21 protein-coding genes are annotated in these 21,691 nt (G+C 52.5%); 4 read left to right on the forward strand and 17 right to left on the reverse strand.

Annotated elements, in window-relative coordinates; translation table 11 throughout:
- Nucleotides 1-480: 480 nt before the first annotated feature.
- Nucleotides 481-1,503, reverse strand: a complete 1,023-nt coding sequence (locus AO240_RS18100; protein WP_099238018.1) for a zinc-dependent alcohol dehydrogenase family protein — start codon at nt 1,501-1,503, stop codon at nt 481-483.
- Between the two features lie 289 nt (nt 1,504-1,792).
- On the opposite strand from AO240_RS18100, the gene AO240_RS18105 reads away from it, so the two are divergent.
- Complete coding sequence (locus AO240_RS18105) at nt 1,793-2,707, forward strand: LysR family transcriptional regulator (RefSeq protein WP_058411577.1); 915 nt, start codon at nt 1,793-1,795, stop codon at nt 2,705-2,707.
- Between the two features lie 368 nt (nt 2,708-3,075).
- Here AO240_RS18105 and AO240_RS18110 read toward each other — a convergent pair whose 3' ends face one another.
- The 6 genes from AO240_RS18110 to AO240_RS18135 all read right to left on the reverse strand — a co-directional run bounded on the left by AO240_RS18110 (nt 3,076) and on the right by AO240_RS18135 (nt 8,865).
- On the reverse strand, nt 3,076-4,323 hold the full coding sequence (locus AO240_RS18110; RefSeq protein ID WP_256585991.1) for a hypothetical protein: 1,248 nt from the start codon (nt 4,321-4,323) through the stop codon (nt 3,076-3,078).
- 527 nt (nt 4,324-4,850) lie between these two features.
- The gene (locus AO240_RS18115; protein WP_099238022.1) at nt 4,851-5,660 is read right to left on the reverse strand and encodes a TIGR02391 family protein; all 810 of its coding nucleotides are present in this window, start codon (nt 5,658-5,660) and stop codon (nt 4,851-4,853) included.
- A gap of 94 nt (nt 5,661-5,754) precedes the next feature.
- On the reverse strand, nt 5,755-6,540 hold the full coding sequence (locus AO240_RS18120; RefSeq protein ID WP_044389978.1) for an aldo/keto reductase: 786 nt from the start codon (nt 6,538-6,540) through the stop codon (nt 5,755-5,757).
- Entirely contained in the window at nt 6,537-7,121 is a 585-nt protein-coding gene (locus tag AO240_RS18125; protein WP_099238024.1) for an AAA family ATPase, read from the reverse strand. Before AO240_RS18125 ends, AO240_RS18120 begins: the two co-directional genes overlap by 4 nt.
- Nucleotides 7,115-7,729, reverse strand: a complete 615-nt coding sequence (locus AO240_RS18130; protein ID WP_099238026.1) for a 3'-5' exonuclease — start codon at nt 7,727-7,729, stop codon at nt 7,115-7,117. Before AO240_RS18130 ends, AO240_RS18125 begins: the two co-directional genes overlap by 7 nt.
- On the reverse strand, nt 7,729-8,865 hold the full coding sequence (locus AO240_RS18135; protein ID WP_099238028.1) for a radical SAM protein: 1,137 nt from the start codon (nt 8,863-8,865) through the stop codon (nt 7,729-7,731). The genes AO240_RS18130 and AO240_RS18135 overlap by 1 nt, the downstream gene beginning before the upstream one ends.
- Nucleotides 8,866-9,212: 347 nt before the next feature.
- Between AO240_RS18135 and AO240_RS29015 the strand changes: the two genes are divergently transcribed.
- A complete protein-coding gene (locus AO240_RS29015; protein WP_256585992.1) occupies nt 9,213-9,344 on the forward strand; it encodes a hypothetical protein in 132 nt (43 codons plus the stop codon).
- 59 nt (nt 9,345-9,403) lie between these two features.
- On the opposite strand, the gene AO240_RS28420 is transcribed toward AO240_RS29015, so the two are convergent.
- The 9 genes from AO240_RS28420 to AO240_RS18185 all read right to left on the reverse strand — a co-directional run bounded on the left by AO240_RS28420 (nt 9,404) and on the right by AO240_RS18185 (nt 16,925).
- Entirely contained in the window at nt 9,404-10,642 is a 1,239-nt protein-coding gene (locus AO240_RS28420; protein WP_143505401.1) for a hypothetical protein, read from the reverse strand.
- 68 nt (nt 10,643-10,710) lie between these two features.
- Entirely contained in the window at nt 10,711-11,142 is a 432-nt protein-coding gene (locus AO240_RS18150) for a hypothetical protein (RefSeq protein WP_099238034.1), read from the reverse strand.
- A 96-nt stretch (nt 11,143-11,238) separates the two neighbouring features.
- Nucleotides 11,239-12,030 (reverse strand): pentapeptide repeat-containing protein, encoded by a 792-nt coding sequence (locus AO240_RS18155; RefSeq protein ID WP_099238036.1) that lies wholly within the window; start codon nt 12,028-12,030, stop codon nt 11,239-11,241.
- A gap of 456 nt (nt 12,031-12,486) precedes the next feature.
- A complete protein-coding gene (locus AO240_RS18160) occupies nt 12,487-12,771 on the reverse strand; it encodes a hypothetical protein (RefSeq protein ID WP_099238038.1) in 285 nt (94 codons plus the stop codon).
- A gap of 75 nt (nt 12,772-12,846) precedes the next feature.
- Nucleotides 12,847-13,875, reverse strand: coding sequence for a hypothetical protein (locus AO240_RS18165; RefSeq protein ID WP_177445840.1), 1,029 nt, complete (start codon nt 13,873-13,875; stop codon nt 12,847-12,849).
- 111 nt (nt 13,876-13,986) lie between these two features.
- Nucleotides 13,987-14,535, reverse strand: coding sequence for a 3'-5' exonuclease (locus tag AO240_RS18170; protein ID WP_099238039.1), 549 nt, complete (start codon nt 14,533-14,535; stop codon nt 13,987-13,989).
- A 64-nt stretch (nt 14,536-14,599) separates the two neighbouring features.
- Nucleotides 14,600-15,496, reverse strand: a complete 897-nt coding sequence (locus AO240_RS18175; RefSeq protein ID WP_099238040.1) for an ATP-binding protein — start codon at nt 15,494-15,496, stop codon at nt 14,600-14,602.
- The gene (locus AO240_RS18180) at nt 15,496-15,984 is read right to left on the reverse strand and encodes a hypothetical protein (protein ID WP_099238042.1); all 489 of its coding nucleotides are present in this window, start codon (nt 15,982-15,984) and stop codon (nt 15,496-15,498) included. The genes AO240_RS18175 and AO240_RS18180 overlap by 1 nt, the downstream gene beginning before the upstream one ends.
- Nucleotides 15,981-16,925, reverse strand: coding sequence for a CBASS oligonucleotide cyclase (locus tag AO240_RS18185; RefSeq protein ID WP_099238044.1), 945 nt, complete (start codon nt 16,923-16,925; stop codon nt 15,981-15,983). Before AO240_RS18185 ends, AO240_RS18180 begins: the two co-directional genes overlap by 4 nt.
- Before the next feature lie 344 nt (nt 16,926-17,269).
- Between AO240_RS18185 and AO240_RS18190 the strand changes: the two genes are divergently transcribed.
- Complete coding sequence (locus tag AO240_RS18190; protein ID WP_256585993.1) at nt 17,270-18,088, forward strand: YafY family protein; 819 nt, start codon at nt 17,270-17,272, stop codon at nt 18,086-18,088.
- Nucleotides 18,089-18,138: 50 nt separating this feature from the next.
- A complete protein-coding gene (locus tag AO240_RS18195) occupies nt 18,139-19,665 on the forward strand; it encodes a 5'-methylthioadenosine/S-adenosylhomocysteine nucleosidase (protein WP_099238048.1) in 1,527 nt (508 codons plus the stop codon).
- 318 nt (nt 19,666-19,983) lie between these two features.
- On the opposite strand, the gene AO240_RS18200 is transcribed toward AO240_RS18195, so the two are convergent.
- A complete protein-coding gene (locus AO240_RS18200) occupies nt 19,984-21,399 on the reverse strand; it encodes a hypothetical protein (protein WP_143505403.1) in 1,416 nt (471 codons plus the stop codon).
- Nucleotides 21,400-21,691: the final 292 nt, after the last annotated feature.

Here is a 21,691-nt window from a genome sequence, read left to right on the forward strand (position 1 = left end):
GACGCCCTACACCCTTTTAACCCTGAACTTAAAGATCTGTCCGACACATAAACCTCTTCAAACTTTTATCCTGATCGGCTTACTTGATTGAGATGCGCCTTGCAAATGCCCGAGGCGTCCGGCCCGGGCAGACGCCAAATGTTTAGTTGCTGAAATCCCGTGTTGCCGTATCAAAATTCGGATCATTACTCAGTCCTTGAGTTGAAAGTTAAGACTCAATTATCAGGACTGACATTCTTATTAACAGATACAGAACCGGGTCGAAAACCAGTTCAGATAGTTAACCGGGCGGTAATTTGATAACGCACACACGCAAGCGCCGCGCTGAAATTCAGGGCGGCGCGAAGGAGAAAGGTATGATTTACGGGGGCTAAAGGCGGTTGCGCGCTTCGGATAGCGCGCGGGTTAAGTCATGTCAGATGGCGCATTTGCCGCATGCGCCAGGGGTTTGGAATACTCGTTTGCGAATACTCCTACACCTCAAACAGCTTCGACCTGCAGCGCAACGCGCTCGCGGCAAGGGCATTCGTCCATATAACGGTGTGCTTCGACGAACTGATTGAACGGAAACACTGTGGTTTTCAGTGGCACCAGCACACGGTCGGCTGTCAGTTGGTTGATGTCGCGCAACGCACGCTGCAGCGCAACCTGGTCCTGAATGATGCCCAACTCCGGTTTGCCGGTGAAGTTGCCGATACAATGCACAAAGAACTGAATGTTCTTCTGGAACGCGGCACATGCCGGGAACGGCGTTTGATTGCCGCCTTGCAGGCCGTAGAGCACCAGGCTGCCACGCGGTGCAAGCACATCACCGAGCAATGACATCTGCGGGCCACCCAAGCCATCGAACACCACGTCAACGCCGCGGTTATCGGTGAACTTGTTGATCTGCATGAGCAAGTCCTGCTCCTCGGTGACAATCACCTTTTCTGCGCCCAGCGACAGCAGGTACTCACGCTCCGCGCTGTCTTTGGTGGCAGCAATCACCCGCACACCCAAGGCTTTGCCCAACTGCACGAACGAGGGGCCGGCACAGTGGCTCGCGTCGGTGACCAAGGCAAATTGCCCGGGTTTTACGCGTGCCAGGTCAACGTAGGCAAAGTAGGCAATCAGCAACGGCGTGTAGTGCACGCTGGCTTCAATCGGGCTCAGCACATCCGGGTATCGCACCAACGCTGAACGGGGCAGCACGATCTGTTCGCCATACACCGGGTAATCGTTGGGGCTCTCGGCCGGAAAACTGGCCACTTTATCGCCCACTGCCAAGTCATCCACGCCGTCGCCGAGGGCTACCACCACCCCAGCCATCTCATGGCCGAGGCCGGACGGCAGACGTGCATGCGAGGACGCCAGGTTCTGGCGCCACAGAATGTCGTACCAGCTGATGCCAATCGCGTCGACACGCACCTGCACTTCGCCCGGTGCGGGCTGCGCGGCTACATGCTCTTCGCATTTGAGCACCTCGGCCGGACCAAACTTGTGAAAACGGATCGTGCGGGACATCGCAAACCTCGTCAAAGTAACCTCTAATGCCATGAACTTTATCTGGGCTTTCCAGGTAAGGCCACCGGTCGCCATTAATAGTCGACATGCTTGTCATTGATTCCGCAGCTGAATATTTGTGCTCAGCCGTTGTGGGAAAACTCAATTTGCGCGTAGGAAAACGCAATTAGCCGGTGCAGAGTAACAGCCTTTGCCCGTAAGATTAATGCCGGTCGTGCCTCGCAACGGAACCTCAAGGGTTCCTGTATGGCCGCTCTCGTCAAGTAAGCTGACTCTACCAGGACACAAGATGAACCGTAACGACCTGCGTCGTGTCGACCTTAACCTCTTGATCGTATTCGAAACCTTGATGCATGAGCGCAGCGTGACCCGCGCCGCCGAGAAGCTGTTCCTCGGCCAGCCGGCCATCAGCGCGGCGTTGTCACGCCTGCGCGGTTTGTTCGATGACCCGCTGTTTGTGCGCACCGGGCGCAGCATGGAGCCATCGGCCCGCGCCGTGGAAATCTTCGCCCTGCTCTCCCCGGCCCTCGACTCGATTTCCACTGCGGTCAGCCGCGCCGCAGAATTCGTCCCCGCCACCAGCACCGCCGTGTTCCGTATCGGCCTGTCGGACGACGTTGAATTCGCCCTGCTGCCACAACTGCTCAAGCGCCTGCGCGCCGAAGCCCCCGGCATCGTGCTGGTGGTGCGCCGCGTCAACTACATCCTGATGCCCGGCCTGCTGGCCTCCGGCGAGATCTCCATCGGCGTCAGCTACACCGCCGACCTGCCCGCCAACGCCAAGCGCAAAGTGCTGCGGCGCAGCCTGCCGAAACTGCTGCGCGCCGACAGCGTGCCCGGCTCGCTGAGCCTGGACGACTTCTGCGCACGCCCTCACGCCCTCGTGTCGTTCGCCGGTGACCTGAGCGGGTTTATCGATGAAGAGCTGGAAAAGTTGGGTCGCAAACGCCACGTGGTGCTGGCTGTGCCACAGTTCAATGGGCTGGGCACGTTGCTGGCAGGCACTGACATTGTGGCGATCGTGCCGGACTACGCCGCGCAAGCGCTGACCGCAACCGGCGGCCTGCGCGCGGAAGAACCGCCGTTGCCGGTGCGCTCGTTTGAACTGCACATGGCGTGGCGCGGGTCGCAGGATAACGATCCGGGTGAGCGCTGGCTGCGCTCGCGGATTCAGATGTTCTTCGGCGACCCTGAGAGTCTTTAGGCGTCATCGGGCGGGCTGTTCAGCTGGTCATTTCTGCCTTTTTATAAACCATGGAGATCCATTCACTTCCAGTGGATTGCTACATTGGGGGCACATCTGAGGGCATGCTTTGGATGGTTTGAAAAGGATGCCCCCAGCCTGAGGCTCAACAGCACACTCCTAGAAACACTCGCATGCAGCTGTTACCAAATCGCCGCCGAGCGCTACGCAAGGAGTACATTTTACCCCTGCGATAGTTGCCATACGTTCCGCTTGTGACGTGCCGCCCCGAGCGAAGCAGCCTGCGCTCTCCGCGCGCGCTCACCATATTTGCAGATACCCACCCCAGCCTGCCACGTGCGCTCGGCGGCAACCGCCAAACCAGGTTATCAGGATCTGAGTTCGGTGGTGTTAATCACTGCAGTAGTCACCGGTTTTGTTGCTATCGCTATGCCCAATCCATCGCCAAAGAGTTGTTGTAGCGTGTCCTCGTCCATAGTCCCTGCATCTAGGTGCCGAATTGCTTCAGCCATCACTGCTGACTTAGCGAGAATTAGGTAGCCCATCGATCTCTCGGCCATCCCATGCTTCGTAGAGCTGTCCTCAACGATAGCCAGCTTCAAGGCATCAATTACAAGAGATGGCAACTCGAGCGGCCCCTCAACCGCCATTTTGATCCCTCGGTTGAGCAGGTTCAAAATCCGCTGCCCCTGCTCATCAATGATCATTCGAACGTGGTGGAGGCGCTCAGCGGTATTCATCTCTTGCGCTGCCAACAGTCGCGGAAGTAAGTCTTCGACAAGGCGAGCCATATGTATATCGCGGTGCTCACGCAAGATCTCTGTTACAGGATTGGGCTTTTCCTGGTTTACCATTTGCTGCAGGTACTTTCGGCCGTCCTCACGTGGTGGGACGTTCAACGGCGAGCCGCCAGGTATTTCAAGCACATCCTTATTGAGCCCAGGCCGCTGCGCTAATGGATCTATCAAGATTGTAATGCGCTTTTCGGCACCTTGAGGTAATACGCCTAGATCTACGGCAAGGCAGAGGTGTTTGAAGAGCGTGATGAGGCCAGTAGCCTGTCCCGTTGCTCCCGATATCTCGATCACGACTGAATGAACGTGTGGGAACGAGCTATCGGAAGGCACCGTAACGCGGGATGGATCTACCCACCAAACCCGATCACCTATCAACTCTTCGCCGAGGATGCATTTTTTGATTGAGGACAGTGCACCAAGACGCGACACATCTGGAAAGTAATGCGATAGGAGAGTGAGCGCCACGTAGGCCAAAGCACATCGAAACTCATCGGAACCAAACTCTAAGCGCTGGCTCATCGCCGTCGGGAAATACTCAGTCCGAGACTCACCCGTGACGGCAGATAGGAATTCAAAGCCTTTCTTCTTCTGCTCCGTGATCCACCTATCTCGCTGAGGGATAGAGGCAAATGCCAAGACAGCTTCCTTGCCCAAAATCGCTGGAGTCTGACTCAAAGGAGGTGGTGGAGCGACCTCGATGTTGTCATGTAGCGCCTGGAACCGCTGCCCATTTGGCTGAGCTATCTGATGTGGCTGAGGGGCATCGTAGTGATCGGATCGAACCCCAAGCGAGGCGTTGAAATAGCTCAGCGCCTTCATCAACTCCTTTACGTGGTGGCCGAGACCTTCGTTGTGGTCTTCGCAGTAAATCCCTTTGTTCTTCCTCCGTCCTCCGAATGCGGCGGGGAACACGTGCTCCCGCGATCCCGCCGGGTTGCCGCACATAATGCAGTCCAGTGCCATAGCTACGTATCTCATGTGGTTACGTGCAGCGAAACTATACGAATTTCACCTAGGAATCCATTTGCAACAAGTAGATTTTCGACCTGCTGACCACGCCTTGTTGGAAGTCATCGGCAGGCGGTGAAGCGGCAGACAGCAGACAGTAATGTGCAGCATTTGCACATTGCTGAGCTGATTACTCAAGATCGCATTCGGCTGCCAATGCAGAAGGCTAGTGAGATCGAGCCGTTAGCTGTTGCCGCATACATGGATGCCGGGCTGAGCTGCGCAAGACGTATTTACCGTACGCTTACCAATGAAATAGACCGGCATCGCATTTTTCTCGATAGAGGTGAGTCGGCACAAAAGCGGCCGAATAAATCCGCTGGCTCGCCCTACTGAACCTAAGGGTTTATCTTGCGAGTGACATCAAGCTTACGATGCATCAGCGATACCATCGTCAGAATGTCGAGCGCGTCTTGCTCGGACATAGTCCAATCTATCTTCGTCGCATGCGCCAAAGGATTCCGGACGGCGCCGAACAGTCCGATTAGCAGATTCGCGAATCCCTTCTGCTCACTTTTCTCAGACTCGGTGGCCAGGGGCCCCACCGCAAGCACTGGGCTTTGCCCTAGGAAAGCCTTTGTCACCAAATCGGCGCCATCACCATTCAAGCCCGACAGACTTCGGATTCGTGCCGCAATCCCCTTTGTAGCCTCAAATACGGCGTGGAAGTAATTTTCGCTCAACAGTTCTGCCCGGCAATATTTCACAACCTCCTCATGCACTGCTCGGGCTTCTAACGCAGCTTTGAGCCGACCTACACGGGCACGGGCCACATCCAGAGTGGTTGCCTTGTCCGCACGCCCGACCTTTCCATCATCGCGCACATAGAACCCCGAGAATGCTAGGACAACATTGAGCTCATCCCTGCGCCAATTAAAGGCCTCACGATCTCGGGCGTAGCTCACAGGATTCATAGCGCTGTTGATGAAAAGGATGAGATGGTTTCCGACCTGATGCTGGTTTTGCATTTGTGCCAAAGCGTTGAACAAGCGCTTCCACTTGGTGTTGTTGGCGTCGGCGTCTGGAACGCGAATGTCTTGGAGAAGATATCCAATTTGAGTACCGCTCAAGCCACGTTCCGTATCAGCGAGAACACGACATGCTGCTTCTAGGTGTTGCGAACTAAAAGGTTGGATGCGGGTACTCAAAGCCAATCTCCATCGATAAACACTAGAGTGCCGCTCAAGCAGCTGAAAAAATAGCCCATAGGCCAATGTGTGGGATGAGAGAGCGCACGAGGTGCTAGCCCTCAATATCCGATCTGAGGTTTTCCTCCAGATGCTCAACTCTGGATGTGCCCGGGATTGGGAACATGACCGGCGAGTAATTCAGAAGCCATTTCAAGGCATGGGCTGCCGAAGCGGACTGGTTTCGAACCTCACCGGATGAAAAATACCTTCCGGCGCTCAGAGGCGCGTAGGGAATGAACGCTATTTCGTTCTGCTCACACCAGCGGATCACATCCTCGGACTGGTAATCCAGGATACTAAATTGATTCTGAACCGCGACGATGGGTGCAATCGTAATCGCCTGCGTGAGTTGAAGAATATCGACTTTCGACAAGCCTAGGCATTTGATCTTCCCTTCTTGACGCATCTTCTCAAGCTCCCCGACCTGGTCAGCCAAAGGGACATTTGGATCGACACGGTGCAAGTAATACAGATCTATCGCTTCGACGTTGAGCTGCCTGAGGCTCATCTCAACGCACTGGCGCAAATACGCTGGAACGCCACACGGCGTCCACTTGCCAGGGCCTTGGCGGGTGAAGCCACCCTTAGTCGCAATAATCAGGTCGTCGGCATAGGGAAATAACGCTTTACGAATTAGCTCCTCGGCCACATTTGGCCCATAGGCGTCAGCGGTATCGATGTGTTGCACGCCCAACTCCACCGCTTTACGCAGGAGCTGAACAGCATCAGCTTCTGAAGCTGGTGGGCCCCAGATGCCCGGCCCCGTGAGCCTCATGGTGCCAAACCCGAGGCGCCTAACCTGCTTTCCTGCCAAGAGTCCCGTACGGGCGGCGGTCATAAGTGCTCCAATTTCCGAAGGATTTGAGTGTGTAAGCTATCGAGAAGAGCATCCCGTACGTCAGGAACAAGCATCTGATGCTGGATCCCGAAGTCGCACAAAATCTGGTGCAAATGGCTGTCGACGGACGCCCTGAAAGGCAAGTTGGTATCACGTCCTAGGCCGAGAGCAATGGAGCTATCAAGCCTGGTCGCAACGATCGTCGTGTAGCCAGGAAGCTGGCTGGTGATTAATGACTTGACCGCATCTACCTGGTGCATCGGTGCAGGTTTACCCCGATGCTCGACTGCGGCATTCCAATACGCCACGGCATCGATGATCGGTCGATCAACCAATATCACCTCGGCAGAGTCAGCCGCTGTTCGTTGCGCCTCGAGCGTACGGTCGATAAACCACATCGTGGAGTCGTAGGTATGCTGAGTGAGCAGCGGGATACCTTGCTGTACCGCCAGCTTCCCGAAAGATGGAATGGTTGCAACGCAGATGCCTTTGCACTCAAGTGAAACTTTGAGCGCTTCACAGAAGGTGGATTTTCCCGTGGAGTGCGTTCCAGTGACACCTAAAAAAACAGGCTTCACCATAGGCTTCCTTGCTCCGGGGGAGGCGATTGCTCGTCAGGTTGCGTTTTGAGCTGCGCAATTTTGCAGATTTCCTGCCAAGTGCTGGCAGATGACTTTTCGATGAGATGATCAAGCAATAAGGCCGTCGCATAAGCATCATCAGCTGCTCGGTGGAGCTGGTCGGCGACCTTATCGCGCAGCCCTGCGTCAATGAGCAATGACTCAAGCCGATGGCTTTTGGCGTTAGGGTAAACGTGACGAGCAAGTTTCAACGTGTCGATGACCCCCACCGGCGACCATTCGGGCAAGTGACGCTTCATCACGCCATAGTCGACCGACGCATTGTGCGCGACGAACCATCGGTTCTGCAGGTGCTGCTCGACGTCGTCCATGATCTCAGCCCAGGATGGGCAACTTTCCAGCTCCGCATTTTTAATACCGTGGATTCGCTGGGCCTGCCAAGTGATCCGGTTGACGGGTTTGATTAACCAAGACAAAAGTTCGCGGTTTTCCATAGGTGGAAATGAGGCGATTCCCACTTCGACCAAGTCGGGTGGCATATGTCCATTGCCCTCAACGTCTACGATGATGATTGGTTCAGAGGGCCAGGCGAAGTCTGTTTTCAGCATCAGAGATTCCTTGTTGCCTCGGCGCGGCCATGGCGCGCGTAGTGGTGGGGCTTGTCAGCGTCGTGCACCTGATAGCCTAGGGAGTGCTGTAAATAGTAACGACGCTGTTCGTCCAGACCACGAACGACAATCGCACGGTCATTCACCTGCGGGTCTTCCACAGCACCCAGTTCGTGGCACATTCGATTGAGAATCTGCTGATCTGGCTTCTTCCATGAAGCCTTGCATATGGAAAATTGCGAGCTGGGGCAGGTATCGCACAGTTCGGTGATGCCGAAGTGTCCGTTGTAATCTGGTTGCGCATGCGCAAAGGCAACTCCGCAAGAGGTTTTGTGGAAGATCGGTGTCACCTGATTCTGCTCCCCGTACAACCTCAATAGCCTCTGCTCATCTTCCAGTGGCAGGAGCTTTCTCCTGGCCGTCATTTTGTATGGCTCGGGGATTCCTTGGCTCTGGTAAAACTCGGCTATCTCCTTTCGATAGAACAGCCCGCTAAATACGGTCGCGTGGGCATAGTTGGCGAGCTCCGCGGCCTTTGCAATGAGTTCTGACGAGTCGTTTAACCCAGGAACGATCGGGCGCCAATACAACACCACTTTGTAGTATTTGGCATGGCGGAACAGCATCTTCAGGCTGTTGGTGGCGATCGAAGACTTGATGGGTTCGATCTTCGGATCAGCAATTCCTGAGTAGGTAACCAGCACTGTTAGCTTGATATTTCTGAGCGTATTGAAGCGCTCGCAATCGTCCTGAGATACACGCCATCGAGTGATCACAAGCACATTATTGGTTAGCCCAGCCTCATCAAGCATACGCAGCAAATTGTGGGTATGACTTTTGACCTCGGGGAGCATCGGGTCGGTGGCCCGGTTGAACAACTGAATAGGTGTGATATGAGGCTGGAAATACGTGTGATTGATAAATCGCTGGAAGGCTTCTTCATCGCTCATCAGCGCCTGCGGCGTGCGCTGATCGAAATTTCCATAAAGGTGACGAACGCAGTAGCTGCAGTCGAGTGGACAGCCAATGATGTGATTCAAACTGAGCCCGCTTTTGCGGTACCCGACTGGATCTACAAGACTCGGGTTCGCGTTTTGTAACTGCGTCGAGTTGATGATTCTGACTTGGGATCTCACTGCGATTCTCCTTGCTTGCCATCGGACCATCAGATGGAGTGAGCGCCCATTTAGGGTGCCTACCCTCCCATCCTTGGTAGGTAACAATAATGGCCAGATGATAGCTTGATTTCTGAGCTCGCGGGCAAGCCTAGCTTGTATGGCTGAGCCAATAGTTTCGCTGCCCGCAGCATTCCACGTTCAAGTTCCATCAGGATGTGATCCAAAACAATTGCGAAGCCGGCCAAAACACACTATGTTGCGTTCAGGCAAATCAAAAAACACCACATAGTGTGGTTATTGCTTGATGCGCCCGCTGTCTACCGATGTATTTTCGTAAGATCCTTAACGCATGAAGGAGATTTCGTATGACAGATCGTCGCCCTATCAACAAAGACGTCAACGTTCCTAAACCAGGCGGTGGTGAGCAGCCGCGTTCTCGCAATCAAGATGGACAGATTCGAGATAAACGGAGTGATGCGGGCAAACCCCGCAAGTGACGTGTAACAATTCAGCAGAGGGCGCACACCCCTCTGCTGATTTTTGACGTCCTACAAAATCACGCGATTTTCGCGTCTTTTGCACTACTGATACCTTCGAGCACCGGTCGCATCACCTCGGCTGTGTAACGCGAGAGAGGTATCTTGAAGCTACCATCGGGGTCGTCCAGGATTAGGCTGTAAATGACCTCAGAAATCTGGCAGATTTTATATCCCTTCAATCGGTCATATTCATACTGCTTTTCCTCCTCAGCTATCCGCACGATGGCAGACGGAATCCAGTTACCAGCGTGGGTGGCCCCCTTAAAAACTCCTTTCTCAAACGATTTATCCGCTTGTTTAACAGCCTTCCAGATAATGCTAAATATGTTGCTGACAGAGCTAGAGGCAAGCAATGGCCTCAAAACCTCGCGTGTTGCGCGTTCGGCCTTGAATACTGCCGATGCGTTCTCCACTCGGTAGCTCAGATACTCCATGAGCTCTTCTTCAGCAACCTCATAGATTAGCGCCTTCAAAACGGGTTCAAGTTCAGCCTTGTTTTTTTCTAGATCGTAAGCGATTAGCATCTGAAGGGACTGAACATCTAGTGCCAGGCCACCAGCATCATCACTGACATTAGGACTCCACGACAAAAAATCATATCGTTCATATTGACGGTAGAAATCTAGAGCATCAATTGATGTTTCTGACGATACCAGAATGATATGCCTGCTGAATAACTCGCTGATGCACTTATTTTGATACTCTGACGTAGGTGCCAACCGGCGATGCCATCGCTGAAGCTGCACAAACGATAAACATGCCACATCAGTTAGGCCTGCCATCGTAAGAGCAGCGAGCAAGATTATCTTTTCACGAAGCGTCAGTCCCTCATAAGGAACTCTGCAGTGTATGCCGTTACCATTGAGCTGACCCAGGTATTCATTTACACAGGCGCTACAACCACAAGTATCATCCCGACAAGTCGGAAAAATGTGATCACACCCAGTGCACACTGGTTTATTCGCAGTATTATTCCGGGCAGCACGCTTCTGAGTTGCATGGGAAGCGCAATGAGGACACGTAAGATCTTTACGCTCCAAATGAGGCAGGAGTGGTAAGAGTGAGTTTACATTAGTCTTGATGGAGAACTCAGTAAATAGATCCCTGACCTTTTCGCCTTCTAAATATCGCTGATAAATACTTTCAACTTGCTCGACAGAGAGATGACCTAGTGAATCAGCAATCACTTCCGTCGTCTGGACTAACGCGACTTCGCCAGCATCAGAGGTGAGCTCATCAAAATCTTCAGGTGGCATATGTGTCAAAAATCCTGTTTCCGGGGGTTATTGGGTGCGCACCTACGCAGCGCTTCAATTGCTTATTATTACCGTCCAGCTATGTCAGATTTCGACCTGCTGAGATCAATGACAGCGCTTGACGTAACCACACCTATGACGACATCCTTCATTTGACCGAAGGCCTCCCACTCACTCAAACCAATCCCTGCACCAAGTAGAAGTGTGGTGATGAGGAGGAACCGCCAGCTTGGAGCGAGCAGCAACAAGAGCTTAATTAACGACGTCTGCGCGAGAAGCTCATCAACGTACTTCCGGTACTCTCGACCGAGAAAAAGAGCGATAGCCATCATGGCGCAACCAATAGTGAGCGCCATTTCCTGAGTGATCGGGATGAAAAACAGCGCACCACCTCCAATGCTAAGCCATTTTCCAACTGTGGCTAAATTTCCGATGTATTTTTTGGCAACCTCTTGCCCTCTCCAAGGCAAAGAAGGATTGAAACCGCCGATCATCAACATGGTGTTATCCTCAGTGTTCGTTGTTTATTTGGATAGTAAACTCAACGGCTTCCATTGGGCACTTTGAACAATGGCAGCCGGTGAATAATAGTAGGTTTATGCCCATATCTTATCCATATGCCATACGGATGACTCCACTTCGCCCGCCTTGTAAGGCCCCTTGGCTCCAGTCAGGCGGCTTTCGTATAAATTTGCGTTACGAAGGTCGGCTCCTTCTAAATTCGCCGCGAAGAAATCCGCCCCACGCAGATACGATCCACGCAGGTCTGCACCCGCAAGATTGGCGTGTGCAAAATTGCCTTCGTAGATATTCGTACCAGGGCGGATTGTTGGGTCTTCGTATAGGCGCACTAACTTGCAGTTTCTAAGATCTGCTCGTTCAAATGAGGTGCATTGGCTTAGCCACTCTTCCCAAATAACAGAATTTTTAGCGCTCACACCGTAGAAGTTGAGCGTCAGCGTCCCTACCTTAGCAATCAAATACTCAAGCAGCGAACTACTGAAATCGAATTGATCAAAAGTTACATCATGCTGCGCCGCAGTTTCAGCCAGGGAGCGATTACCATCTGCGGCATCTCCTAAGGCTTGAAGCTGACGCGAGTAGACATCAGGCTGATAAACGAACCGTACAGGTATAATCCACAAGCGCCTTTGGACGTTGAAATCACAATAAGCTTCGAACAACTTGCTTTCACGAGAAACTTGGTTGTATTCCAAACCCAACTCGCGAGCGGTGATCTGCAACCAATGACTGTGCTTCAATGGGCGGCCAGCAAAATGCTGGAGCATCCCACGACCTTCAGGCGTCAAAGGTGCTTCTGGATCGCTAAGGCGGCGTTTAGCCAGGTAAGCGATATGTTGGAGCAGAGGCGATACGGTAGGTTTCATGGCCTATTCCTTTTGGGCGGCAGTGTCCTAGTCCCTGCTACCAAAAAGAATGGCAAAAGAGGATGACGCATGAATCAACGGTGCTATTGCTCTACAGGATCTAGGACTGAAGGTGGCCGCTCCACGAGGAGCAATCTTGAATCTAGACATCAATAATTGTCAAGTCGCGATCGTTTCGCTCTAAAAGGGACTTCTGTATACATGAGTCGGGGCAGTGGTATTGTGTGACATCTTGGGTCTTCGCCACTGGTAATTCATCCATGCTTTCGCTCGGCATCGCCAGCACGCTGGCTCTCCGGATCTGATTAGTGACTTTCAACTTCGTGATACGCCGTGCTTTAAGCCTCAGCAGGAGGATGCTTGCATCGTGAGTCCAAGTGATGCAAGCGCATCGCTCTTTAAAGTAAGCCTGAAGATGCCTTCATACCATGCTACATTCGCTCGCATTGACTGAAATTACAGCCGTGCCTCAATCCATGCCCAAGTTTCTTTAGCTAACCAACCGTAAAACTCCCCCCTATTCATTTTGATTATAACTAAATGGTCATTACCGTCAATTTTAGTCGAAAGGTCATCGGATATTTGTTGTGCGGTAGCGCCTGAGTTTATCCACCTTACAGATTCCAACCCAGGATCCTTGGTGTTGTCATAGCGTTCTAGGTTTTGTATAAATAATCGCCTGGCCTCATTATAACGATCACCTTCCTTGTTGAGGTTCCACGTCACCATAAATACAGACATTATCGCCCCCCCTTTTTACCATCATAAAAGCAAGGTCAAAAATCAAAGCCATGATCGCTAAATAGACCACTACAACTACGTTTCCATCACAGCCGGTTTAATATCGCTAGACTGCATGAGCGGGCTTTGAGCTTCGCCAGTTTTAACCTGGCCGCCATCCAACGTAAGAGAGAAACGGTGACGGTGCTCACTCTGCACTTGACTGGAGTAAAGCGTCCAATACTCCGTCGGGGTTGCTGCTTCCATGTGAAAGTTAATAGAGGCGATCTTATAATTCTCCTTCAGCCTGCTCATGCCCTCTCGCAGCCTGCCATATTCCTGCTCTCTACTCTTCTCTTGGCTCTTCGCCCCAAAATAATGGATGAGGCCGTGTTCAAGCAAAAGGCCTTCCTCCTTCTTCTGCACTTCATCAATTATCGAGTTACCTAACATAAAATGAAGTGCATATGGACTCTCCTTGGTAACCGAAAGAGCCTTGAACAAATTATAATAAACAAATATGTCTTTCTCGGCGGTTGAGATGCCATACAGTGAGTCACTATAGCCACGGTGATCTCGTTTCAATGGGCGACGCGCTGGATCATCGGTGGAGCCGACGTATAAAACCTCTGTATCGATCCCAAGATTGATGCTATGCATCATCAAAAAATCATGTACAGACACCCCTATTGCATAGGGATGTCCAGGGCCCCAGAGCCCGATGAAACGACCTTCATCAAAAATGACTGGAAGCTGAACACCTATCAACTCTGGCAAAGCTGGAAGGCGGACTTTTTTAGGCTTTCTTTTCGAACCTACTTCTAGGTGAATGATGACCTCTTTTCTAGTCCAGCTATACTCAGGAGACTTCTTGGTACTAAACCGAACTTTATCTCTAGAGGTGATAAAATAGACGAAGCGCTTATCATTGCACTCCTCAACTTCTTTTCGATACGCACGCAACTGGTCTGAGATACGTTTTTGGTAGTCGACACCTGCGGGCGGGTTAACTAACAGGTCAAACCAAAAAACTGTGTAGTCAGTCAGTTCAACATACCAATCCTTTTCAGCATTTTTGTAAACAGGGTTATCCTTAATAAAACCTAGGTAGCCACGAGAACCCATTCCCCCCTCCTTATATCCATTGAAAAAGACATACTCCACCCTCCCCGCTTTAGAGCAGAGTGAAGCATTTAAGATTTATCAAACTCGGGTCGATGAGATTACGAAGGAGTTTTACTCCATAAGCTTCTTACGGATCAGAGAAAATAATTCCGCCTGATAAATGGCATCGTGCAAGGCATCATGATCACCGACAGTCGCAGGGTTAACTACCTTCGCTATTTCGCTAGATCGCGTCATTTTCCATGCGCAGTCTGAAGCGCCAAAATACATCGATTTGATGTCCAATGCGGCTATACCAAATGGGTTTTCACCGAGGAACTGGTGGAAGTAAAAATTCACAAACCCCCAGTCGAAGGATGCATTAAATCCCACGAACACTACGGTTTCGCCATCAGAAGCCAATGAGTCAATCCATGCTTTGAAACGAGACATAGCGTCTGCCGGCTCCAGGCCGTCTGCACGGAGCTTCTCTAGCGAGAGACCAGTAACCTCCATTGCTTCCGGGACGAAGTTATCAGAGATGGGCTTGATATAGCAGGAAAACTGGGCATCGACGTCTGACACGACGCATGCCCCTATAGAAAGCATGCTGTATTTGCCAGGAATTGGGCCTGAAGCCTCAATGTCGACCGACACGAATATCTCTTTACCTGCTTTCATAGGTGCTCCGCTTACATTGGAATGTTCTACGCGTTAGTAGCATCGCTACCGCGGGCAGCATGCGTTAGTTGTCTTCCATGACGGGAGACGGGCGCATCGATAAAAGTGACTCAGTCAGATCCTTGAAGCTCAGGGCGCGGTCTGGGAAAGCCTTGGCCATGGCTGATGGATACAATCGAGTACGAATATCGGAGTACGTCCAGGCGGGTTGATTCCCCCGTTCTCCGGTTGCCGCTGCCAACTCGCCAAGTTGTTTTTCCGAAAGCCCCATCCCCGCCAGATCCATGCTGAAAAGCGCTTTCCGCTCACCGATGTCTGGTCGGGTGAATTCCTCCACGATGGCAGCACGTCGGCGAAGAGCGGCGTCAAGCACCGACAGCCGATTGGTGCAAAGGATCACCACGACACGACCACCATATTTCCGTAAATCATCGACACCTTGAATCAGCGTGTTCACTGCAACCTTGTCTTCGTGGTGACTTTGACTTTGAGACCTTGAGGCTGCGATCGAATCTCCCTCGTCAATGATCAAAATGGCGCGGCGGTTTTTGCCGGCGGCCTCCACAACTTCTGCCCAGGCTTGGGTCAACAGGGTGCCCATTTCACCGACCTTGCCCGAACCGCGCACACGGTTGCTCAGTTTGAACAATACGGAATCTTCAGTGCGCGACTCACGGACGATACGATTCGCAATGCACTCTGCTGTCGCTGTCTTTCCTGTACCCACGTCCCCGTGGAAAATCACAAGTGGATATTGGTCGGCTATGAGATTGCAGATGGGCAATACACTTTTGTGGTGAGTGTTACTCCACTCCTGCAACTGTCCTTGGTTGAGCAGTAAGCGAAGCTGGTTGTGAATGCGCTCATAGCGGCTATCAAATCCTAGCAATACGCCCTCACGCTCAGTCAGTTGGCGTTGCGGCAAGTCGATTGCGGCATCGAATACGCTGTTCTTAGTCATCAGGTGTAATCCTTGCGTTGCATGCCATAGCCATTGCTGGAGTATTCACGCCCACCGCTCTGTGTCAGCCGCGAGTGACTGATATCGTCGTTGCTCGTCGTCCAGGAGATCTTCATTCTCCCGGCCAATTTTTCTTGTGCTTGTTGATCGTAAGTGTTGTGGTGAGACAGTACGATTCGCAGATGGGCCCCAGCAACCTTCGGCCATCGGGCATCACCGGGACGATCATTAGCTAGCGTCCCAGACTCGTTGACGTAAAACCGAGTTGCCTTTTGCTCGACACCATGACTAAGGAGGGTTAGATCGACGTAATTCAGATAGCCGTTCTTGGCCAACAGCTCAATGTCATTCGCCCATTCTCGAGCGCGTCCTTCGGTCACCGCCCCACTGCTGGAAGCGATCATCACCAGGTCGGAGGTTATACGACGCACCACAGCCTCGATATCTGTGGTGGTGTAGGTCGTCGTTTGAGTGGTGGTCTGGGTCATGCTGCATCCTCCACCTTGAAAGCTCGGCCGAACAATTCTTTCCAGACTTCGAAATCACCTTCGACAGACGCAAAATTTGCCGTTTCCCAAGACGCCTCTGCGATCCGAACAATTTCCTTGCGTTCGTCCTCAGTAATCCGGCTGGCCACGTTATTCGTGTCGCATACGGGATCAAGAATCACGACAGGGTCAGTGAAATCGGAGGCCGCTCGGTTTTCGGGGAATTTGATGACTTGCTGCAGGCCGGACTCGGCGATGTATAGGAGAAAAGCTCGAAAACGCTTTTCCAGAGAACCCTCTTTTCCGTTCACCTCCAGCACGTGAGCCATGATGAGCTCAATGTGAAAGGACTTAAGTGGGCACTCAGCCTTCGTACGCCACCGCTTGGCCAAGCGTACAAGAGTGCGGAAGTCAGGATCTTGATCCTTGCGATCCTTAACGAATTTCACTTGGCACGGCGCGCAGGTTTCGGTCTTCGAGCCATCGATACGGTCGAACTGCCAGCCGTAACCTTCCTTGTTCGGGTTTTCAATGACCGGAACGATATCCACGTCCAGCCCGGTACCAACGAACGTAACGGTCGCGGCCTTGCGCTGGATCTCAAAGTCCTCAACCGCTTTGTTCGGATACAGCTTGATCAGCGCCTCATAGATTTTTTGGCTCAGGCTTGAAAACGTTTCCTCATCTACCTTTTCGCCGCTGATGTAAAACACCACATCCACATCGACGGCGTCCTCGGAAGTCTTCCGAAGGATGGTGTGCTTAGCGAACGAGCCAGCCTTCACCACGCGCTTGATGGATATCTTGTCCTGCTTCTTAAGGCTGTCGCGCAACGCGGCGATGAGCCGATCGACCTGGGCGTTATAGGTTTCGCGCTTATCCTTCGGCAAGCGCAACACGTTACTGTCGTAGTACCTGACCTGCGTATTGGTAAGTGGCATCGGCCGCTCCCTCCTAGAAATGGTTGAGATAGTTGCAACAGCCTTCCTACCAACAGCTACACCACATGCCGACGGATGGATTGGCGGAACGACGCCTGCTTCATGCACGCACCATTCAAACGGCTCGCTGTCAGTCGCCAATTCTCTACAAACACCGAAACGGTGGATGGCAGGGAGAAATTGCACCTAACAGTTTGCTAGCGTATGATTACTATACGCATATTTTTTAGATGCAGTCTAGTTTTTATACGCTATCGAGGTTCGACATGACAAACGATTCCAATCCCACGGACGAGCAACCCACTAAGGGTCGGCAAGGAGCGCGTTGGGGCCAGGAGCGTCGCTTGGAATTCATCGACTATCGGTTGCGGTGGGATGGACAAATCAACCGAAGCAATCTCACTGACTTCTTCGGCATATCGGTGCCACAAGCTTCGCTGGATATAACCGAGTATACAAAGCTGGCCTCCAACAACATGGAGTACGACACGCGAGCGCGTGTTTACCGAGCGACGGAAGCATTCCAGCCGGTTTTTCAGTCCAGTGCAGTTGAACGTTACCTCGAAGATTTGTTGCGCGTGGCTGTTCAACCAGATGTGCCTTACGGGAGCTTTTTGGGATGGCAATCCCCCGTCGCTGGCGTTCCCAAACTGGGACGACGTCTTAACGCAGATGTTGTCGGTGAGATTCTGCGAGCCATTCGTGAGAATGGTTCAGTTGAGGTCACGTACCAGTCCATGACTGACCCCGAAGGTAGTGAACGTAAGCTGACCCCTCATGCGTTAGTGCATGACGGAAATCGCTGGCATGCACGAGCGTACTGCCATAAACGCAATGACTTCCGAGATTTCTCGCTGACACGTATTAAGCGTGCTCAGTACGCAGGCCCAGATCATGAGCGAGCATCGATGGATACATCCTGGAACAAGATGGTCGACGTCGTTCTCACTGCTCATCCCAAGCTCAGTCCTGCTAAGCGTCGCCTGATCGAGAGTGACTATTCAATGGAAAACGGAGAAATGCATCTGGAGTGCCGCCAAGCATTGCTGCTCTACCTGCTTTTCCAGCTCAACCTCACGGAGGATCAAGCTGTACAACGTCCCGAAGTCATTCAACTGGCACTCAAAAATAGGGATGAGATTTATGCCCTGCTACACCCATAACGATTAGAAGCCAGCCAACACTCACCACATCAGCTACTGGAATTGTCACGATGGCAAATCTTGAAAATGAATTCATTCTGATCGCAGGCAGCATCTCCAAGAAGACAGAGAAGACCACGATCGACTTCGCGCATGACTTCACTCGTGCGGTTACTAAGAGCGTCCTGGCTGCACAGGGGGGCTTGGTCGTCTACTTGGCAGGCTGCCCCACCAATGAAGATGGTGATGCGCTGACCTTCGATTGGACGGTGGCCTACGAGGCAGAAATGCTGTTGGCTGGCTCCCCCCCTGCCCGCCAGTTGAAGATTGTGACCTCTAAGTTGGCCATGCATGAAAAAATGACTCCAGAGCAGCGAATGCTCATCCGCCGGCTCTCGGCTGAAAATTTCGCGGAGATCATCTACCTCGACGACGACGTAGTCACCGGCGGAAACATCGGTGATGAACAAGTGGAAGTTGCCACGGCGATGATTGCGCTGGGTGGCGGTAAAGGTGTTTCTGACCGAGCCCGCAAGATGCGCAGATGGAAGCTGCCCGTGCTGCCATTTGACTTGAACCTTGGTGGGTTCAGCGAGGACGGCAAAGGAGCGCTCGGCCTTCACGCAAACTTCTTCAAGGAGCCCCTGACGTTGTTTCCATTCACGGGCGAACAGGTGAAAGTCCTGCTGGACAGCATGTCTCTGCAGGAGCCGCTGCACAGCCTGGACAAGCTGGCAGATCTTTCCGTAGGAATGTTCCAAGATGAGATCGTGGCCAGGGAAGCGGCACGCTCTCCAGACCTTCTGGTCATCACGGCCATTGCTATTGAGCTGGCAGCTGCAAAGAAAATGTTCGGTGTTGGCGAAGATGTTCCAACGCGCTTCACTGCACATGGCGTCCACTATTGGCCCGTGACAATTCAACGACCTGACGGTCCACTTTCTTGCGTCATCGCTTCTCTCGGCAATGCTGGCAACGTCAATGCAACCGCCATCACAACGCTCCTGCTGTCGGAGCTGAAACCCAAAAAAGTTCTGATGATGGGGATCGCAGCGGGCCGGCGTCAAAAACTGAGCCTTGGTGAAGTCATCTTGTCCGAGCGCGTCGTGTACTACGAAGGGGCAGCAGCTCTTGCCGGTGGCAAGCTTGCAGCGCGACCGGAAATGCCTCGACCTGGGCTCTCTACCCAGCAAGATCTCAATGCTTATTTCGCAACCGCGTCCTTACCCGATCGTCTGCAAGACCATGCGAACAAGCTTGGCTTCGCGATGCCGGTAGCGTCCATAGCGGGTGAGGTTGCTGCCCAGTTAAAAGTATCCCCTGCAACCATTGCTTCCGGCGAACTGCTAATTCGAGACCCGAAACTTTTCGAGAGCTTCCAAGGCATTCACGACAAAGCTGTGGTAGCTGAAATGGAGGCCTACGGGGTGTTCGACGCCTGCGACAAACAGAACGTGCCTGTGATAGTCGTTCGCGGCATCAGCGATTACGGTGACAAGACCAAGGACAACACTTTCCACAAGGTGGCTTCCGAAGCTGCTGCCATCGTGACCCTGGATTACGCCACCCATGGATGGAGCCGCAGACCGGCTCTCTGAACCATCGTCTCTTGTTAAGTTGAGCGCCCTTCGGCCAAGGGCGCTTTCATCATAAAGAGCAACCTGCTCCGGCGTAAGGGCCGGACTATGCAAGGAGACATGAACTTGACTGATGACGTCCGATCCGAAGACCAGCCACTTCCGCCCTGCTCCATCCCTGCATCATGCCAAATATCATTTCGGGGCATACCTGAAGGTGTTGAGTGGCAGGAAAAATTCATCGCCATTGCTCGAAAGGTGGTTGAAGCCTCTGGTTGCCACCATCAGCTCAATTAGGAGATTGAAATCACTGTCAAAACCCCTGAAATTCTTCATTCGTTAACCCCCAAAAAATCTTGAAAGGCGTTGCCTGACGGAGCTTTTGGTAAGCGGCGCATCAAATTTAAAATCAATGACCTCAACACCATTTTCAGCACATAGCCTACGTTTGGAGGCGTCTCTTTCCACCACCCGTAGATGGGCCTCCTCACCACCGAAGACCTTTAGAGGCCGGTAGTGCTGCTCTCCTTGATGCTCAATAGCGAGCCCCAGCTCTGGCAGGTAAATGTCGAGTCTCATCCTGCCAAGCCACTCTGGAGAGGCCTCACGCAAAACCTGATGATCAGGAAAAATCTCCCGCACCAAACCGTACAATGCGGACTCCCGCCGCCACCGGCTTAACCTCAGGACGTGCATCACCTCGGCGCGAGCGGTTCTCTGATCTACCTTCAGATCAAACATCACTTGATCGAGGTAGCTTTCATAATTGGTCTCAATACTAGGACCGTACCTTTCGTCTTCAGGGGCCGCCTTAGCAATACACAAGTGGCACAGGCCCATTCCGTAGTCGCACGTTGAAATGTACTCACGCAACGCGGACCTGTGATATCCCCCAGCGTCCAAATTCGCCATAGCGTTTTCATGGAACGCTTTGGAGCACTCACAGAGGAGTCGCTTGCCAGACAGCATATGATCGAATGAGACGATTCTCAGCCCCCACGAACTCGACAAGGGGTCGAGGTTCGAGATAAGCGGCTGGGACGGCGGTGATTGCACAAGGCGGTTCAAAACAGCCTGGATGACCTCTGAGCCAAGCTTGATGTGATTGATCCGCACAGTGTGGTTCGTCTGCCTCTTCAGGTCTCTCCGCTTGAGTTGATGAACCTTGGAAACCCCTCCCCCGTACACTATGGGAAGCAATTCTAGAGCCTCAGACGTAAGCTCAATCTGATCGAAAGCGTGCGACGTAGCAGTGGACAGCGTGATTTCCGGATACCAAGTCTCGTATTCACTACCAAGAAGGACTGGCAGCGAAGCGTACCGTTGCTTGAAGTACATCGCGTGGAATTTGACCCTGGGCGGCTTAACCAGGGTGTCCGAGAAAGCTCCTGCGAATCGCTCATGCAGATGTGCTTCGAGAGCACGCTCGATCGCAAGCACAGGGGTCATGCCGGGCGCAGAGAGGTCTCGTGCAATTGATTCAACCAAGCTCATTCCATCGAGCGACACTTCCACAGCGATCTCACAACTTGAGCAGAATTTATCTATAGCATGATCCTGGTACACATCCGAAACAAGAAACAAAGCGATTGCACGCAGATGGAAGGCTGCTGCCGACGCATTGCATTGCAGCATAAAAATACTGCAACGCAACGCCGAGGCAGGCTGAGGACTGTCACAAGAAAGATTAAATACTGACTTCAGGGAGTCTGAAAGCCAGCCAAAGCCACACTGGTGTTTATCAGGAATCGCCATTCACGATCGCTAGCACAGCCGTGCAAGTGGGGGCAAGAATGGGGGCACAACTCTTTTTTTGCGACCTGAAATAACCGTCCTAGAGCCATGTCAAAATGTTTTTTGGCGATCCTGAGAGTCTTTAGGTTTCGCCGGGCGGGCTGTTGATCTGATCATTTCTACCTTTCCACCCACCATGGAGCTTCATTCACTTGCCGTGGATTGCTCCATTGGCACTTCCAGCGCTCGTATCTCGCAAATCCGACAGGGTCCGTCGACCTCATCATTTTCATAGCCCTTCTTCTGCACGGAT

This window comes from Pseudomonas sp. ICMP 460, assembly GCF_002723595.1.
Classification (GTDB): domain Bacteria; phylum Pseudomonadota; class Gammaproteobacteria; order Pseudomonadales; family Pseudomonadaceae; genus Aquipseudomonas; species Aquipseudomonas kitaguniensis.